Source organism: Paenibacillus sp. DMB20 (assembly GCF_000987955.1).
Taxonomy (GTDB): domain Bacteria; phylum Bacillota; class Bacilli; order Paenibacillales; family Paenibacillaceae; genus Paenibacillus_AQ.
The window spans coordinates 41,341-59,011 of the sequence record NZ_LAZU01000028.1; the positions used below are offsets into that span (position 1 = coordinate 41,341).

The window sequence follows — 17,671 nt, forward strand, 5'->3', positions numbered from 1 at the left end:
AGACATGGCAAAAATCCGAACAGGCCGCGTGGGCGAGCAGATTAAAAAAGAGCTCAGCCAGCTTATCCAGACGGAGATGAAAGATCCCCGGATCGGTTTTATTACCGTAACGGGCGTCGATGTGACCAACGATCTGTCACAGGCGAAGATTTATCTCAGCGTTCTGGGTGACGACGAGCAGAAGGCAGCTTCCTTGAAGGGGCTGGAGAAAGCCACCGGCTTTCTTCGTTCCGAGCTTGGAAAAAGAATCCGTCTACGCCACGTACCGGAGCTGATCTTTAAGTTCGACGAGTCGATTGAATACGGCAGCCGGATCGAGAAGCTGCTCGGGGAAATCGGCGAACAGGAAGACCGTTAGACAGATTGTTTTATAAAGGAGAGGGCGAATGCAGACCTATGAACAGGAGCTGCAGCAGGTCAGGCAATATCTGCTGGAGCACGATGATTACTTGATAGTGTCGCACGTTCAGCCCGATGGAGATGCAGTCAGTTCCACCCTTGCGGTGGGCTGGCTTCTCTCGCGTTTGGGCAAAAAATTCACCATGATCAATGAGGGGATCATCCCGAAGCGGATGAAAATCCTTTGGCATGCCGAAGAACTTATCAATATGTCGGAAACGCGGCCGCAGCGCAAGTTCAGCAAAATCATATGCGTGGATTGCGCCGATTTTGATCGTGTGGGGCGCACCCGGCAGCTATTTTCGGAAGATGCCATGATCGTAAACATAGATCATCACCCTACGAATAACAGGTACGGCACGGTCAATCTGGTTCTTCCCGAGGCTGCGGCTACGGCGGAAATTCTTTTTGACTTGATTAATCTGTTTGATGTCGAGTGGGATGCGGAGGCGGCTACCGCCGTTTATACCGGGCTTTTGACGGACACGGGGGGCTTCCGTTATTCCAATACGTCCCCGAAGGTTATGGAGATAGCTTCAAAACTCCTTTCATACGGCGTCAACGGTCCCGAGCTTGCGGAAACCTTTCTGGAGGAAATGACTCTTCCGCAAATGAAGGTGTTGGTTCAGGCGCTGAACACGCTGGAGATGACGTCTGACGGCAAGATAGCCTGGGTATACGTTACTCCTCAGCATATGCTGGAAAGCGGTGCGGAAAACGAGGACCTGGAGGGAATCGTAAACTACCCACGAAACATCCAGGGGGTGGAAGTCGGCATTTTGTTCAAGTCGCTGAATTCCGGCGCCGTCAAGGTGAGTTTAAGATCTGCCGGGAAAGTGGATGTGGCCAATTTGGCCCAGGCTTTTGGCGGCGGCGGACACGTCCGGGCGGCCGGCTGCCGGATCGAAGGTGAACTTGAGGCCATCATCCCTCAAGTGATAGAGCGGGTGAAACAAGCGTTATGACAGAACTCGAAGGAATTTTGGCGGTACACAAGCCGGCAGGATGGACATCCCATGACATTGTCGCGAAGGTCCGCCGTCTCGTCAAAATGAAAAGAATCGGTCATGCGGGAACGCTGGACCCGGAGGTGACGGGCGTACTGCCGTTATGCTTGGGACGAGCTACCCGCGTGGTTGAGTACATGCAGGAGCTGCCGAAAGAATACCGTGCTGTCCTCCGCCTCGGTTTCTCAACCGATACGGAGGATATTACCGGTACGGTAGTAGAATCGGTATCCGAGGTGTCGGTGACGGAGGGGGAAGCGAAAGAAGCCCTTGCTTCCTTTCTGGGGGAGATTTCCCAGGTGCCGCCCATGTATTCCGCTGTAAAAGTGGACGGAAAACGTCTGTATGAACTGGCCCGCGAGGGAAAAACCGTGGAGCGCAAAAGCCGTTCGGTAAGCATATATGAAATTGAAATGACCGGGTTTGATGAACAGGGGAGCCATACGGATATTTCCTTTCGCGTGCTCTGCTCCAAAGGAACGTATATTCGCACCCTGTGCGTAGACATCGGCAGAAAGCTCGGCTTGCCCTCGGTGATGGTTAAGCTGGAGCGTACCCTGTCTGCGGGAATCGCCTCGTCCAAATGCTTGACGCTGGAGCAAATTGAGCGGTATATGGAAGAAGGGACGCTTGGTGCAAAGCTGATTCCTGCAGATGAAGCCATTGCGCATCTGCCGGCCCATACGGTGTCGGACGAGAAGAAAGCGGCGGCCCTTCAGGGTCAGCGCCTTTCGGGAAGGGCCGTCACGCCGCCGGTCGAGCATCCGGACAACCTACGCTTGTACGATGGAGAAGGCCGGTTTTTGGGGATATTCCGAAGGCAGGAAGAGACCGGGGCCATCGTTCCGGTCAAAGTATTCTCCGTATAGTCCGTGGACCTATCTAAGTGAATTGCAGGTGAGAAACACATGAAAATCGTTTCCTTATCGTATCCCTTAACTCCGGAGCAAGAGTCCGAACTGGGCCAGCCGCAGGTGGCTGCCATCGGGCAATTCGACGGCCTTCACCTGGGACATGCCAGCGTGATTTCCACTGCGGTGGATATTGCGCGGAAAGAAGGAATACCGGCAGCGGTCATCACCTTCTACCCGCATCCCAAGGATGTTATGCGCAAAGGGAATTACGAAGGCTATCTAACACCTCAGACCGACAAGCAGGAACTGCTTGCGGACATGGGGATTGACATTCTTTACGTCGTGGATTTTAACGAGGACTTCTCCCGGGTCAGCCCGGAAGATTTCGTCACCGGAATGCTGCTGCCGCTTCAGCTTCATACTGCGGTTGTCGGCTTCGATTTCCGCTTTGGCTTCAAAGGCGAGGGCCGCGCGGACATGCTGCATGACATGAGCCAGGGCCGCATGCGGGTCGTAACCGTGCCTCCTTTTCTGATCGATGGAGAAAAGGTGGGCAGTTCTTCGATCCGCGCCGCCTTGTACGCCGGTCAGATCGAGGAAGCAAACCGCTGGCTGGGCCGGTACTACCGGATTCGCGGTACCGTCGTTCACGGAGAAAAGCGCGGCCGCAAGATCGGCTTCCCGACAGCAAACCTGGAGCTTGAAGGGCACTATGTCACACCGGCTCTCGGCGTATATGCCGTTTGGGCACGCTGCTCCGGTGACGGGCAATGGCTGCCGGGCGTGATGAGCGTAGGCTTGAAGCCAACCTTTCATGACCAGATGAAGGAGCCTGTCTATGAAGTCCATCTGCTGGATTTTGACGGCGACCTGTACGGTCAGACCATGATCGTGGACGTTGTGCAATTTATCCGGAAGGAGCTTAAGTTCAACTCCGTGAATGAGCTGATCGACCGGATCCACCGCGATGTTGAAGAATCGAGAACCATTTTGAAACGTTGAATCATTTTATTGGACAAATATTGCAGATCCCATTTTCTTTTTTCGGAAAAGTATGCTATACTCTTAGAGGTTGCCGGGGCGACCGGCATCATTAACCTTGGCTTGGTTGTTCGATCTCACCGTCGGTAACGAGGCCAACGGCGATTATAATGAAGGAGGTGAACAGGATGGCATTGACTCAAGAACGTAAACAGCAATTGATTGACGAGCACAAAACTCACGAATCCGATACCGGATCTCCAGAGGTGCAAATCGCTATCCTAACGGAAAACATTACGAACTTGACTGACCACTTGCGTACGCACAAGAAAGATCATCACTCCCGCCGCGGATTGCTGAAAATGGTCGGCCAACGCCGTAAGTTGCTTGCATACTTGAAAAACAAGGATGTTAAACGTTACAGCGCTTTGATCGAGAAGCTTGGATTACGCCGCTAATAATCCATAAGGTGTACCGAAAGCAGCCTGGTTGTCCACTGTCCTTCTTGGAACGACAGCGGCGCAGCCGGGCTCTTTTTTGAAGCTAACGAAAAGTACATATAAGAGAGGTCCGTTTCTTTTCTTTAGATATCGGAACGCATGACTTCAAGGGAAGGTCACCCTGATATCGCAAGAAAAATTACGACTAAAAGCGGTCTGTCTTCCGAGAAAGTACGCCGGTAGACGTTTTTCTTTAGATATCAGAACGTATGACTTCAAGGGAAAGTCACCCTGATATCGCAAGAAAAATTACGCCTAGAAGCGATCTTTCTTCTTTGAGAGTACGCCGGTAGACATTTTTCTTATATTTTTCGTTTAATGGCAAATCATTTAAGATGGGCCAAGCCGTCTTAATAAACGCGTGAGAACGGGCTGTTTGCAGACCCGGGTAAAAAACCGCCTAAGCATCGTTTTGCCGGGCGGTCTTTTATGAACAAGCGAATTAAAGGCAATACTGGAAAACAGGTAAAACCAATATCAAAGCCTCAAGAGGAGGGATTACATGGAACAACGTGTTGAAATGCAGCTGGGAGGAAGACCTCTCGTCCTGGAAACCGGAAGACTCGCGAAACAAGCCAACGCAGCGGTGATGGTTCGCTATGGCGAAACGGCTGTGCTGTGTACGGTTACGGCATCCAGCGAGCCGAAGGATCTGGATTTTTTCCCATTGACGGTTAACTATGAAGAAAGATTGTATGCGGTAGGCAAAATTCCGGGCGGCTTTATTAAACGGGAAGGCAGACCGAGCGAAAAAGCGATTCTGGCCAGCCGTTTGACGGACCGCCCGATCCGCCCTTTGTTCCCGGAAGGCTTCCGGAACGATGTTCAGGTCTTGAACTTGGTCATGAGCGTGGATCAGGATTGTGAGCCCGAAATCGCGGCCATGATCGGTACTTCGGCAGCGCTGAGCATTTCCGACGTACCGTTTAACGGACCGATCGGCGGCGTGGCTGTTGGCCGTGTGGACGGCAAATTCGTCGTGAATCCGACCATCGCGGAGCAGGAAGCGAGCGACATCTACCTGGTCGTCGCAGGTACGAAGGACGCCATCATGATGGTGGAAGCGGAAGCGAATGAGGTTCCGGAGGAAATCATGCTGGAAGCGATCATGTTCGGTCATGACGAGATCAAGCACATCGTGGCCAAGATCGAAGAATTGGTTGCCGTTGCAGGCAAAGAAAAAATGGAAGTGAAGCTCCATGCCGTCAACGAAACGGTGAACCGCGAGGTTCGCGAATTCGCCGCCGAGCGTTTGGTGGAGGCGGTTCGCATTGCCGAGAAGCATGCCCGCCAGGATGCCATCGATGCGATCAACGATGAAGCTTATACTGTATTTGAAGAAAAATACATCGAAACGCCGGAACTTTTGAAGGATGTCAAAGAGGTTCTACACGATATCGTCAAGGAAGAAGTCAGACGGTTGATTACCCATGACAAAGTTCGTCCGGACGGGCGCGGTTTGTCCGAAATTCGTCCGATCGAATGCGACACGGGCCTGCTTCCGCGCACGCACGGATCAGGTTTGTTTACCCGCGGACAAACGCAGGCGCTCAGCGTATGTACCCTGGGGGCTTTGGGTGACGTTCAGATTCTTGACGGCATCGACCTGGAAGAAACAAAACGTTTCATGCACCATTACAATTTCCCGCCGTTCAGCGTTGGCGAGGCCCGTCCTCTACGCGCTCCCGGACGCCGCGAAATCGGTCACGGGGCTCTGGGCGAACGTGCGCTGTCGAAGGTCATTCCTTCCGAAGTCGACTTTCCTTACACCATCCGTCTCGTTTCCGAGGTCATTGAATCGAACGGTTCCACTTCGCAGGCCAGCATCTGCGCAAGTACGCTGGCGATGATGGATGCGGGCGTACCGATCAAGGCGCCGGTAGCGGGGGTTGCCATGGGCTTGATTAAAGACGGCGACCATGTATCGATCCTTACCGATATTCAAGGCATGGAAGACCATCTCGGAGATATGGACTTTAAGGTGGCAGGTACGTCCGAGGGCGTAACCGCCATTCAGATGGATATCAAAATCGACGGGATTGACCGTGCCATTTTGCAGGAAGCCCTGGATCAGGCGAAAGAAGGACGCATGCACATTCTCGGAAAAATGTTGGAAGTCATTCAGCAGCCAAGAGAAAGCCTCTCCCCGCATGCGCCTAAAATCATTACCATGCAGATCAATCCGGATAAAATCCGTGACGTTATCGGTGCCGGCGGCAAAATCATCAATAAAATTATTGAAGAGACCGGCGTAAAAATCGATATCGAGCAGGATGGACGCGTATTTATCGCTTCTTCCAATGCGGAGATGAACCAAAAGGCGCTGTCCATTATCGAAGGCATCGTGCGTGAAGTTGTCGTGGGCGAAATTTATACGGGAACCGTAAAACGAATTGAAAAATTCGGAGCGTTCGTTGAAATTTTGCCGAACAAAGACGGTTTGGTTCATATTTCGCAGCTATCGACCGAACGCGTTGCCAAAGTGGAGGACGTCGTATCCATCGGAGATGTCATTACCGTGAAGGTGACCGAAATCGACCAACAGGGGCGCATCAACCTTTCCCGCAAGGCGGTTTTAACGGCCGAAGCGAAGTAACGACTTAGCGATTTTTTTACATGAAGGAAAGAGACAGAAATGAACATTCTGGCTCTTTTTTTTTATGGAATCAGCGCAGCAGCATCTTGTAATCCTCCACCTGTGCCGAAAGAAAAACAAAACGCTTGAAGCTTCTATTTTCCCATGGGATTTTGCAAGTACATAATCCCCACCCCCGTCTCATAAAATGGGACAAAGCTTAATTAAAAGGGGATGGAACGCCCATGAAGGGAATAAAGGCTATAGTGGCGGTTGCCGGCGTCGCTTTCGTATCCGGTATCGGAGTAATGACAGGTTCCTGGGATTATATCAAGCAGCTTAATCAGGCCCAAAGCGCGGCTCACGGGGAACAGCAGCCCGCGGCAGCGGATGTGCAGCTGCTTGGTGAAATTGAAGCGGAGGCGGCCAAAAAGCGGATCGAGCCGGTGGACGCCAGGGTCGATTCCGTTTGGAAAGCCATCCCCGGTTATAACGGGCAGGAGATTGACGTTGAAGAGACGTACAAGCGGGCACTTAAGAGGAAGGCTGGCGAACCGATTCCTTATGTGTACCGCCAAATTCCGGCCAAGGTCACTCTGGATGATTTGGGACAGCATCCGATATACCGGGGCAATCCGAACAAGCCCATGGTCTCCCTAATGATCAATGTGGCGTGGGGGAATGAGTACCTCAAGCCGATGCTGGATATTTTGGACGAAGAGAACATCAAGACCACTTTTTTTTCTGGATGGAAGCTGGTTGAAAAAAAAATCCGGAACTGGCTTCGGAAATATTGAAAAGGGGACATGAAGTCGAAAATCATGCTTATTCCCATCCCAATATGAGCCGGCTGAGCCGCACCCGAGCCGAATTGGAAATCGCCAAAACGCAGGAACTCCTAAAAGATAGCCTCGGCGTTACGAACAAATGGTTTGCCCCGCCATCCGGCGATTTTAACCAACAAACGGTGGAAATTGCCCATGCCCGCGGCCTAAAAACCGTGTTATGGACTTTGGATACGGTGGACTGGCGCCATCCGGCGCCCGAAGCGGTTGTGCAAAAGATAACGAGCAAGGCAGAGCCCGGCTTTTTAATATTGATGCACCCCACGGATTCCTCCTCCAAAGCGTTGAAGGGGATGATTCGTGGAATCCGTGCGAAAGGGCTTCACATCGGTACGGTAAGCGAGACATTATCGCCGGAAAGAATGTTGCCGGCTGGAAGTTGAGGCCCCTCATGAAGTTTGTTACAATGTGTGGATGGCATAAATATGCGAGTTCAAAAAGCCATGATCAAAAATTGACCGCTTTTTGAACAACCTCTAAAAAGAAAAAAACATGACAAGATGGGTGAAATCAAGGGAACACAGTGAGGAGGGCCTTTCGTGAAAAAAATACAGCTGTCCAATGGCCTGAGAGTCGTCATGGAACAGATCCCGACATGCCGCTCGGTCTCCTTCGGCATCTGGGTTAAGACCGGCTCCCGCAACGAATCGCCGGATATTAACGGGATTACGCACTTTATCGAACATATGATGTTTAAAGGGACGGACAGGTTCGATGCGAGGGCCATTGCGGAGCAATTCGATGCCATTGGCGGTAACGTCAATGCATTTACTTCAAAAGAATACACGTGTTATTATGCAAAGGTGCTGGACGATCACCTTCCGATAGCCGTGGATGTATTGTCGGACATGTTTTTCAATTCCCGGCTGGAGCCGGCAGAGCTGGCCAAAGAGAAAAACGTGATCCTCGAGGAAATCGCGATGTATGAAGATACGCCGGATGATCTCGTTCATGACCTGATGTCTCTTTCCGCCTACGGGAACCATCCTTTGGCTTATCCGATATTGGGCACGAAAGAGCGGCTGGAAGCGATGGATTCGGATACGCTGAGAGCCTATATGGAAAATCATTACACCATCGAAAACACCGTTATTGCGCTTGCCGGAAACATTGACGAAAGTGTCGTCGACCTGCTCGAACGCCATTTCGGCGGTTTCAAAAACAGCGGTCCCCGCCAACAGTTAACCGTCCCGGAGTTTCATGACGGCTTGGTGTACCGGAAGAAAAAAAACGGAGCAAAACCATATTTGCCTATCGTTCCCCGGCAGCTCGATCAGCGATGAACTCCAGTATGCGATGGTGCTGTTGAACAATGCCATCGGCGGAGGCATGAGCTCCCGGCTGTTCCAGGAAATTCGGGAAAAGCGGGGACTCGCCTATTCGGTTTATTCATACCACAGTTCCCATGCGGACAGCGGAATGTTTACGATTTATGCGGGAACGGCTCCAAAGCAGACCAAGGACGTGCTTGAGCTGACGAAGGAGATCATGTCCGATCTGGCCGTAAACGGCATGACGGAAGAAGAACTGAAAAAGGGCAAAGAGCAGCTGAAAGGCAGCCTTATTCTCAGCTTGGAGAGCACGGGAAGCCGGATGAACCGGCTTGGCAAAAACGAGCTGATGCTCGGCCGCCATTACAGTTTGGATGAAATGATCGAGCGGATCGAAAAGGTCGAGATGGGCCATATCGACGCCGTTCTTGACCGCATGTTTGCCGTGCCGTATGCACTTGCCATGGTGGGCACGACGGACAAGGCGCTTCAAGGAATGAGGAGGGACGAATTTGTTGCATTACGTTCAAATTAACAGATTATCCGGAAATGAGGATATAAAACTTCCGCTCAAGATGTCCGAGCTTGCGGCGGGCTTTGACCTGCATGCGGCGGTGGAGGAACCGGTGGTGCTGGCGCCGGGAGAGCGGAAGCTGATCCCGACGGGATTTGCCATTGCCATGCCGGGAGAGCTGGAAGCCCAGATCCGCCCGCGCAGCGGTCTGGCTTTTAAGCATGGAATTACCTGCCTGAACTCTCCGGGAACGATCGATGCCGATTACCGCGGGGAAATCAAGGTGCTACTCATCAATCTGGGCCAAGAACCGTTTACGATCGAGCGCAATGAACGAATTGCGCAGATGGTTTTTCAAACGGTTCCGAAGGTTGAGTTCGTTCAAGTGGAAGAACTATCGGACACCGTCCGGGGAGCTGGCGGATTCGGCCATACCGGAAGATAAGACCAATATCGACAGCCTGTTAACCGTTCCGGCATTAGCCGGAACGGTTTTTTTTAGGTTCGTCCAGCATGCATGGTGGCCATTCCAGGATGAAAGTTCGTGCGCCGACTAACTAAAGAAAAAAGTTTGCATTCCCCCGCTCACCTCTTTTTGGGCCGCCGCATAAGATGGTCCTATACATTGGTTGGGAAAGGAGCGAGGCCTTGCATGCTGACAGGAGTCCGGACCGTCTTTATCGGCGGTGACGCGCGGCAGATCGAGGTGATACGGAAATGTGCCGAGATGGATGCCGCTGTATCGATAGCCGGCTTTGACAAATTGCAGGATTCCTTTCAGGGGGTAACCCGGGAACCGCTCACAGCGGATTTGCTCACCGAAGCGGATGCCCTGGTTTTGCCCGTGGTTGGCTGCGATGACGAAGGCCGAATCGGCGCATTGTTCGCAGAGGGACCGCTGAAGCTGGAAGAAGAGCATATCAAGGCCATGCCGAAGCATGGGGTTGTGTATACCGGCATGGCCAAGAGCTACCTCAGGTCTTTGTGCGAAAAGCACAACATTAAGTTGGTCGAGCTGCTTGACCGTGATGACGTTGCGATCTACAACTCGATTCCGACCGCCGAAGGTGCTCTGATGATGGCTATTCAAAATACGGATTTCACCATACACGGTTCGACCAGCATGGTGCTCGGGATGGGGAGAACCGGCTTTACCATGGCACGCAGCCTGCAGGGACTCGGAGCCAAGATCAAAATGGGCGTCCGGAAAAGCGACCATTTTGCAAGGGCGGAGGAAATGGGCTGGAAACCATTCATGATTAAAGATCTGGGAGCGGAGGTTTCGGACATTGACCTGCTGTTCAACACCATTCCGACCATGATTGTTACGGCACAGATCATATCCAAAATGCCCCGGCAGGCCGTCATTATCGACCTGGCCTCCGCTCCCGGCGGCTGTGATTTCCGTTATGCGGAAAAAAGAGGGATCAAAGCCATGCTTGCTCCGGGATTGCCTGGGATCGTAGCGCCTAAAACCGCCGGAATCATCATGGCCAACACGTTGGTGGAGTTGATTTCGGAGGAAATCAGGATTCGGGGGGATGTCAAATGAACTGGAAGGGAAAGACCGTCGGCTATGCTTTGACCGGCTCGCACTGCACGCTCGAAGAGGTAATGCCTCAGATAAAACGCTTTAAGGATGGGGGGGCAAGCGTCGTTCCGATCGTTTCCCATACGATCATGACAACGGATACCCGATTCGGCACATCGGAAAATTGGCAGAAACAGTTGAAAGATATAACCGGTAATGATATTATTTCTACAATTGTTGAGGCGGAACCGCTAGGCCCTTCCAAGCTTCTGGACGTTCTGGTCATCGCCCCCTGCACAGGCAACTCGATCAGCAAGCTGGCGAACGCCATGACGGACAGTCCGGTGCTGATGGCAGCCAAAGCGCAAATGAGAAACTGCCGGCCGCTTGTACTGGCGATTTCGACGAATGACGGTCTTGGCCTGAACGCTGCCAATATCGCCAAGCTGCTGGTCACGAAAAATATTTATTTTGTTCCTTTCGGGCAGGATAATCCCCAGCAGAAACCGAATTCGCTTGTCGCCAGGATGGAGCTCGTGCCGGAAACTTGTTATTCGGCTCTGGAAGGGAAGCAGCTGCAGCCCATGATTATTGAACGGTTTCATTCAGCATAATTTTTGCCAACCGACGCAGTTCAAAAAAAAGAAACAGAACCAGTTTATTTCATGAGGGGAGACATGACAGATGAGCGAGCAAAAGTTTAATGTGGCCGTTGTGGGAGCAACGGGAGCGGTAGGAGAACAGATTTTGGGGCTTTTGGAAAAACGGGATTTTCCGATTGCCGAGCTGAAGCTGTTGTCCTCAGCGCGATCCGCAGGAAAAGTCCTTAAGTTCAAAGGACAGGACGTAACCGTAGAAGAAGCCACCCCTGACAGCTTTAAAGGTATCGACATTGCGCTCTTTAGTGCCGGCGGTGACGTGAGCAAGGAATTGGCTCCTCATGCTGTACGGCACGGGGCAGTATGTATCGACAACACGAATGCATTCCGTATGGATCCGGATAAAGTGCTTGTCGTACCCGAAGTAAATCCTGAAAAAATTGACGAACATAACGGCATTATTGCCAATCCTAACTGCTCCACCATTCAAATGGTAGCCGCTTTGAAGCCGCTGCACGATGCTTTCGGAATTTCGCGCATTATCGTGTCGACTTATCAGGCGGTGTCCGGGGCGGGACATAAAGCGATAGAGGAAATGCTGCGTCAGAGCAGGGAGGTTCTTGCCGGGAATGAAGTACGGCCGGACATTTTGCCTGTCGGCTCGCTTCCCGTGAAACATCAAATCGCCTTTAACGCCATACCTCAAATCGATAAATTTACAGAAAATGGATATACATTGGAAGAAATGAAAATGGTCCGCGAGACCAAAAAAAATCATGGGCGACGAAACCATTGAAGTTACAGCCACTTGTGTCCGCATCCCGGTCGTATATGGTCATTCCGAATCCGTCTATGTGGAGTTCAAGAATGATTACGAAATCGAAGAGGTTAAGCGCCTTCTGGAAAACGCACCGGGGATTACGCTGGTTGACGATCCTTCGGCACAGTCTTACCCGCTTGCAACGGACGCAGCCGGCAAACCGGACGTGTTTGTCGGACGACTGCGTCGCGACCTTACGCATAAGCGCGGTTTGAACATGTGGATCGTATCGGATAACCTGCTTAAGGGCGCAGCTGGAATGCTGTGCAAATTGCAGAAGTCATCGCTTCCAAACGAAACGGCTAGGCCTACCGCCTGCCGTTTCAGCCGCTCGGCGCCTGGTTTGAGTCTTTCGGATATTAAACGGAGGAATTCTCATGCGCATCCTGGTTCAGAAATTCGGCGGCACCTCATTGTCAACGCCACAGGCAAGAGCACGCGTAATCGACCATATCCGTCGTGAACTGGAACAGCAGTATCGGCTCGTTGTCGTCGTATCCGCCATGGGCCGGCGAGGCGAGCCCTATGCAACCGACAGCTTGCTCGATTGGAGCGAGCTTCATTGCGGTGACCTGCCCCCGCGCGAAAAGGATTTACTGCTGTGCTGCGGTGAAATCATATCGGCGGCAACGCTGTGCGGACTTCTTCATCGCGAAGGAATAACGGCTACCGTACTGACAGGGCCTCAGGCCGGGTTTATAACAGATACCCATTTTGGAAACGCCAGAATCCTGAATGTCAACCCCGAGCGAATCCTGGCTGAGCTTGATAAAGTCCAGGTTGTGATTGTAACCGGTTTTCAGGGACAGACGGAGTCCGGGGACTTGACTACCCTCGGACGTGGCGGAAGCGATACGTCGGCTACCGCCTTGGGAGCTGCTTTGCACGCGGAAATGGTCGATATTTATACGGATGTGAACGGGATCCTCACGGCGGATCCCAGGATTGTGGAAGATGCCAAACCTCTCAGTTATGTAAGCTATACCGAGATTTGCAATATGGCGCATCAGGGGGCCAAGGTGATACACCCTCGCGCGGTCGAAATCGCGATGCAGTCGCTGACGCCCGTTCGCGTACGCTCAACTTTTTCCGACAGCGAGGGGACGCTTGTTACCCAGCCGGACGGTTTCAGGGATGTTCCGGCGGGAATTATCGACAGGTATGTGACCGGGGTAGCCTACGTAAGCAATGTTACCCAAATCTCCGTGGAATGCGATCGGACGGAGCAGCTTCAGCTGCAAGTGTTTAAGTCGATGGCCGATAACTCGATCAGCGTTGATTTCATTAACGTTACTCCTGGCGGCGTTCTGTACACCGTATTCGACAGCGATTCGGAGAAAGCGATATCCGCGCTGCAAGCGCTCGGCTTGAAACCGAAAAGCCAATCCGGCTGTGCGAAGGTTTCCGTTATCGGCGGGGGCATTAACGGGGTTCCGGGAATCATGGCTAAAATTGTCGAGGCGCTCAGCGAACACGATATTCCGATTTTGCAGTCCGCGGATTCAAACACGACGATTTGGGTTCTGGTGAAAAAAGAGGACATGGCGCAAGCGCTGCGAGCGCTGCACAGCAAATTTGAACTTCACCGGTAAATCGGGCTTTGGACCCGGTTTAACGGAACAAAGCAAGGAGGAAACATTGTGGATTTCGGAAGATTGATTACGGCCATGGTAACCCCTTTTGATCGCGACGGCGAGATCAACTGGGACGAGACCGGAAGGCTGATCGACTACTTGATTGATGAGCAGCAATCCGATTCCCTGGTCATCGCGGGAACGACCGGAGAATCGCCGACCTTGAGCGAGGACGAGAAGCTGAAACTGTTTACGTTCTCGGTGGAAAAGGCGGCCGGAAGATGCAAGATTATTGCCGGTACAGGGAGCAATGACACGAAACATTCCATCGAGCTGACGAAAAAAGCCGAGCAGTGCGGCGTGGACGGAATTTTGCTCGTGGCGCCTTATTATAACAAGCCCAACCAGGAAGGGCTTTACCGGCATTTCAAAGCCATTGCCGAAAGCACTTCGCTTCCGGTTATGCTGTATAACGTACCCGGACGAACCGGGGTCAGCCTAAGTGCCGAAACGACGCTGCGGCTGGCTGAAATCCCGAACGTGACTTCGACCAAAGAGTGCGCCTCATTGGATCAGGTGACCCAAATCGCAGCCGCGGCTCCCCCAGGGTTCATCGTATACTCCGGAGACGATTCTGCCGCTCTGCCGGCCCTGTCGGTTGGTGCCTACGGCATTGTCAGCGTGGCAAGCCATGTTGCCGGATCCGTCATGAAGGATATGATCCAGTCCTTTTTGGACGGCCATGTGGCGGAAGCTTCAAGGCTGCACCAGAAGCTGTTTCCCCTCTTTAAAGGACTTTTTGAGTGCCCGAGTCCTCTTCCCAACCCGTCCGCGGTGAAATTTGCGCTTGAAGAAAGAGGATACCGGGTCGGATCGGTCCGCCTGCCGCTCCTTTCCCCAAGCGAGAGCGAAGCCGAATTTATCCGAAACGTGTTGAACGGTTTATAATGGCATGATTGGCCACCATCCAAAATAATTCGGAAGTCAGATATGAACGCCGCCGTCCTGTTTGGGACGGCGGCGTTTTGTGTATATAGGAAATTATAAAAGGTAGGTCGATAGGGGTATCCTAGGCCTACCGGGTGGCTGACTTGTGTTTTCAGTTTTTCATCATGTATAATGGGTTCAAGTGACTGGGTGCGGTATATTTTTGAAATTTAATATAACATTGGTCGACGTCCAAAACCATAGGAGGGTTAGATTCATTTGTCAAAAAAAATAAACAGCGATAAACTATCGATTTTTGCCTTGGGCGGCGTCGGTGAGATCGGGAAAAACATGTATGTCATCCAATATGCCAACGACATCGTTGTCGTGGACGCGGGTTTGAAGTTTCCGGAAGAGGACATGCTTGGCATCGATATCGTTATTCCTGATATTTCCTACCTGACGGAAAACCGTGATAAAGTGAGAGGAATCGTGCTTACTCACGGTCATGAGGACCATATCGGCGGCCTCCCTTACGTATTGAAGCATTTGAACGTTCCCGTGTATGGAACGAAGCTGACATTGGGACTCGTGGAGAACAAGCTGAAGGAAGCGAATTTGCTGGGCGAAACCAAGCGGATCCTTATTCATGCGGACTCCGAGATTCAACTGGGCAGCACAATGAGAGCCACGTTCTTTAAGACCAACCACAGTATCCCGGATTCCGTAGGGGTATGCATCGAGACGCCGGAAGGCAGCGTGGTTCATACGGGCGACTTCAAGTTTGATCATACTCCGGTCAATGACCAGTATGCCGATTTGCAGCGTATGGCTGAAATCGGAAGCAAGGGCGTCCTGGCCCTGCTGTCGGACAGCACGAATGCAGAGAAGCCGGGCTTTACGCCATCGGAGAAAAATGTCGGCATTGTTTTGGAGGACATTTTCCGCAAGGCGGAGCAGCGCGTCGTGGTGGCCACGTTCGCTTCGAACGTGCACCGGATTCAGCAGGTCGTTAACGCAGCCGAATCTACGGGGCGCAAAGTAACCGTGATCGGCCGCAGCATGGTTAACGTGGTTTCCATCGCTTCGGAGCTCGGGTACTTGCACATTCCGGACGGAATGCTGATCGAACCTGAAGAGGTCAATAAAATGGCCGCGGACCGCGTCGTGGTTTTGTGTACGGGCAGCCAAGGCGAGCCGATGTCGGCGCTTACCCGCATGGCCCGCTCGACGCACCGCAAAGTGGATATTCTTCCGGGCGATACCGTCATCATTGCGGCAACTCCGGTACCCGGCAATGAAAAATATGTGGGACGGACGATTGACGAGCTGTTCCGGCTCGGAGCGGACGTTATATACAGCGGTTCCAACTCCGGCGTACACGTATCCGGACACGGAAGCCAGGAAGAACTGAAGCTTATGCTCAACCTGATGAAACCGAAATTTTTCATTCCGGTACACGGCGAGTTCCGCATGCAGCGCAGACACGCTCTGCTTGCCGAATCCGTCGGCGTGGATCCTGACAACATTTTTATTACCGATCTCGGAGAGGTTGTTGAAATTCAGGGCGGATCGGCGCGCAAAGCCGGCAAGGTTACCGCAGGGAACGTTCTGATTGACGGACTTGGCGTTGGCGACGTCGGCAACATCGTGCTGCGCGACCGCAAGCTGCTGTCGCAGGACGGCATTCTGGTAGTCGTCGTTACGCTTAGCAAGCAGAACGGCGCAATCGTATCCGGTCCCGATATCATCTCCCGCGGATTTGTATACGTGCGGGAATCCGAGGGACTTTTGGAAGAGAGCAACCGGATTGTCTCCAGCACCTTGCAGAAGCTGATGAGCGAGAACGTAAACGAATGGGCGTCCCTGAAAACAAGCGTAAAAGACGCGCTGGGACGGTTCCTTTATGAGCAAACCCGCCGCAGACCGATGATCCTGCCGATCATCATGGAAGTTTAATTTAAGCATCGCTAACAGAATAATCAGGCACACAGTCGCCCCTTTTCGCAGGCAATATTGGACGGTTCCCGCGAAGAGGGGCTTTTTCGGATGTCGAAAAGGTCAAACATCAAGGAAACGCAACCTGATATCGCAAGAAAAGGCGGTCTGCCTTCTTAGGGAGTCTGCGTCGGGAGACGTTTTTTCTTTTATGATGTAACGGGATATGAAAAACCTGAACATCCATAGGGATAATTAGCGCATGATCTTTGCCATACTACAAGCGAGAGTTTTAGACTAATGAGAAGGCAGGGATGCGTGAATGAGCAATTACATGGATACCGAACCGAATAAACCGGAAGGCGGCAGCGAAACCGAGGTGCCCGCATTGCCGAACGAGGAACCGAAAAAACCGACAACGCTGGATGCCATCCAGCAGTTGGGACAGACCGGAGTACCGTCAGGGGCGGAGTCGAATGTATTTTGCATGACGATCATCGGTCAGATCGAAGGGCACATCGTGCTTCCTCCCCAAAATAAAACGACCAAGTACGAGCACATGATTCCGCAATTGGTCGCGGCCGAACAAAATCCGCGAATCGAAGGATTGCTCATTATTCTTAATACGGTAGGCGGAGACGTGGAGGCAGGCCTTGCGATCGCCGAGATGATTGCCTCCGTCACGAAACCGACGGTCACGGTTGTAATCGGCGGAGGCCACAGCATCGGGGTGCCGATTGCCGTCGCGGCCGATTATTCGTTCATTGCGGGCAGCGCAACCATGACGATCCACCCGATTCGCATGAGCGGCCTTGTCATCGGCGTTCCGCAAACGTTTGAGTATATGGAGAAAATGCAGGAGCGCGTTGTCCGTTTTGTAACGGCCCATTCCCGCATCACCGAAGATCAGTTTAAGGATCTCATGTTCAAAACCGGCGAACTCAACCGGGACATCGGAACGGCTGTATCCGGCGAGGATGCGGTAAAGTACGGCTTAATGGATGAAGTGGGCGGCATCGGCCAAGCCTTGGCCAGACTGAACGGAATGATCGGGGAACGGAAGAGCCTGGGGACGGGGGGGTTGACCCAATGACGTTTTATACCGTAATGCCTCTTGAGCTGGTGTGGCCGGATGCGAACGGAAGCCTGCCGCTTCAATCGAAAGAAATCCGGATCGGGCGCGTGCTGATGGAAATCGAGCCGGTGAGTGAGAATGAGGCCAGGATTGTCCGTCTTTTGGACTGCGAACTCGCCGATTATTTGAATCCGGATTACACCCCCGGCAATACCGTTGAATACATTCCTGCCATTCGACAAAATAAGCCTTAAGTCCCGA

At 52.4% G+C, this 17,671-nt stretch carries 14 protein-coding genes and 3 pseudogenes; all 17 read left to right on the forward strand.

The annotated features are described in order from the left end of the window. Window positions 1–4: 4 nt before the first annotated feature. The 17 genes and pseudogenes from rbfA to XI25_RS13355 all read left to right on the forward strand — a co-directional run bounded on the left by rbfA (window position 5) and on the right by XI25_RS13355 (window position 17,664). Window positions 5–358 carry a 30S ribosome-binding factor RbfA gene (gene rbfA, locus XI25_RS13275; protein ID WP_046679032.1) on the forward strand — a complete coding sequence of 118 codons (354 nt, stop codon included), beginning with the start codon at window positions 5–7 and terminating at the stop codon, window positions 356–358. Between the two features lie 28 nt (window positions 359–386). Continuing rightward, the gene (locus XI25_RS13280; RefSeq protein WP_046679033.1) at window positions 387–1,364 is read left to right on the forward strand and encodes a DHH family phosphoesterase; all 978 of its coding nucleotides are present in this window, start codon (window positions 387–389) and stop codon (window positions 1,362–1,364) included. Beyond that, window positions 1,361–2,275 (forward strand): tRNA pseudouridine(55) synthase TruB, encoded by a 915-nt coding sequence (truB, locus tag XI25_RS13285; RefSeq protein ID WP_046679034.1) that lies wholly within the window; start codon window positions 1,361–1,363, stop codon window positions 2,273–2,275. The genes XI25_RS13280 and truB overlap by 4 nt, the downstream gene beginning before the upstream one ends. A 39-nt stretch (window positions 2,276–2,314) precedes the next feature. Next, window positions 2,315–3,262 carry a bifunctional riboflavin kinase/FAD synthetase gene (locus XI25_RS13290; RefSeq protein WP_046679035.1) on the forward strand — a complete coding sequence of 316 codons (948 nt, stop codon included), beginning with the start codon at window positions 2,315–2,317 and terminating at the stop codon, window positions 3,260–3,262. A gap of 167 nt (window positions 3,263–3,429) precedes the next feature. Then, window positions 3,430–3,699 carry a 30S ribosomal protein S15 gene (gene rpsO / locus XI25_RS13295; RefSeq protein ID WP_006211281.1) on the forward strand — a complete coding sequence of 90 codons (270 nt, stop codon included), beginning with the start codon at window positions 3,430–3,432 and terminating at the stop codon, window positions 3,697–3,699. Between the two features lie 544 nt (window positions 3,700–4,243). Continuing rightward, a complete protein-coding gene (gene pnp, locus XI25_RS13300; protein ID WP_046679036.1) occupies window positions 4,244–6,337 on the forward strand; it encodes a polyribonucleotide nucleotidyltransferase in 2,094 nt (697 codons plus the stop codon). 224 nt (window positions 6,338–6,561) lie between these two features. After that, window positions 6,562–7,544: pseudogene (locus XI25_RS13305) on the forward strand (polysaccharide deacetylase family protein). Window positions 7,545–7,700: 156 nt separating this feature from the next. Further along, window positions 7,701–8,967 (forward strand): annotated as a pseudogene (locus XI25_RS13310) (M16 family metallopeptidase). Continuing rightward, complete coding sequence (gene dut / locus XI25_RS13315) at window positions 8,945–9,391, forward strand: dUTP diphosphatase (protein ID WP_200901420.1); 447 nt, start codon at window positions 8,945–8,947, stop codon at window positions 9,389–9,391. The pseudogene XI25_RS13310 and the gene dut overlap by 23 nt, the downstream one beginning before the upstream one ends. 207 nt (window positions 9,392–9,598) lie before the next feature. Next, complete coding sequence (gene dpsA / locus XI25_RS13320; protein ID WP_046679037.1) at window positions 9,599–10,498, forward strand: dipicolinate synthase subunit DpsA; 900 nt, start codon at window positions 9,599–9,601, stop codon at window positions 10,496–10,498. Further along, entirely contained in the window at window positions 10,495–11,091 is a 597-nt protein-coding gene (locus tag XI25_RS13325; RefSeq protein ID WP_046679038.1) for a dipicolinate synthase subunit B, read from the forward strand. The genes dpsA and XI25_RS13325 overlap by 4 nt, the downstream gene beginning before the upstream one ends. Before the next feature lie 70 nt (window positions 11,092–11,161). After that, window positions 11,162–12,202: pseudogene (locus XI25_RS13330) on the forward strand (aspartate-semialdehyde dehydrogenase). A gap of 71 nt (window positions 12,203–12,273) precedes the next feature. After that, a complete protein-coding gene (gene dapG, locus XI25_RS13335; protein ID WP_046679039.1) occupies window positions 12,274–13,488 on the forward strand; it encodes an aspartate kinase in 1,215 nt (404 codons plus the stop codon). Window positions 13,489–13,533: 45 nt separating this feature from the next. Next, window positions 13,534–14,418 (forward strand): 4-hydroxy-tetrahydrodipicolinate synthase, encoded by an 885-nt coding sequence (gene dapA / locus XI25_RS13340; protein ID WP_268794513.1) that lies wholly within the window; start codon window positions 13,534–13,536, stop codon window positions 14,416–14,418. Window positions 14,419–14,676: 258 nt separating this feature from the next. Beyond that, window positions 14,677–16,356, forward strand: coding sequence for a ribonuclease J (locus XI25_RS13345; protein WP_046679041.1), 1,680 nt, complete (start codon window positions 14,677–14,679; stop codon window positions 16,354–16,356). Between the two features lie 301 nt (window positions 16,357–16,657). Continuing rightward, complete coding sequence (locus tag XI25_RS13350; protein WP_046679042.1) at window positions 16,658–17,428, forward strand: ClpP family protease; 771 nt, start codon at window positions 16,658–16,660, stop codon at window positions 17,426–17,428. Next, window positions 17,425–17,664, forward strand: coding sequence for a YlzJ-like family protein (locus tag XI25_RS13355; protein ID WP_046679043.1), 240 nt, complete (start codon window positions 17,425–17,427; stop codon window positions 17,662–17,664). Before XI25_RS13350 ends, XI25_RS13355 begins: the two co-directional genes overlap by 4 nt. Window positions 17,665–17,671: the final 7 nt, after the last annotated feature.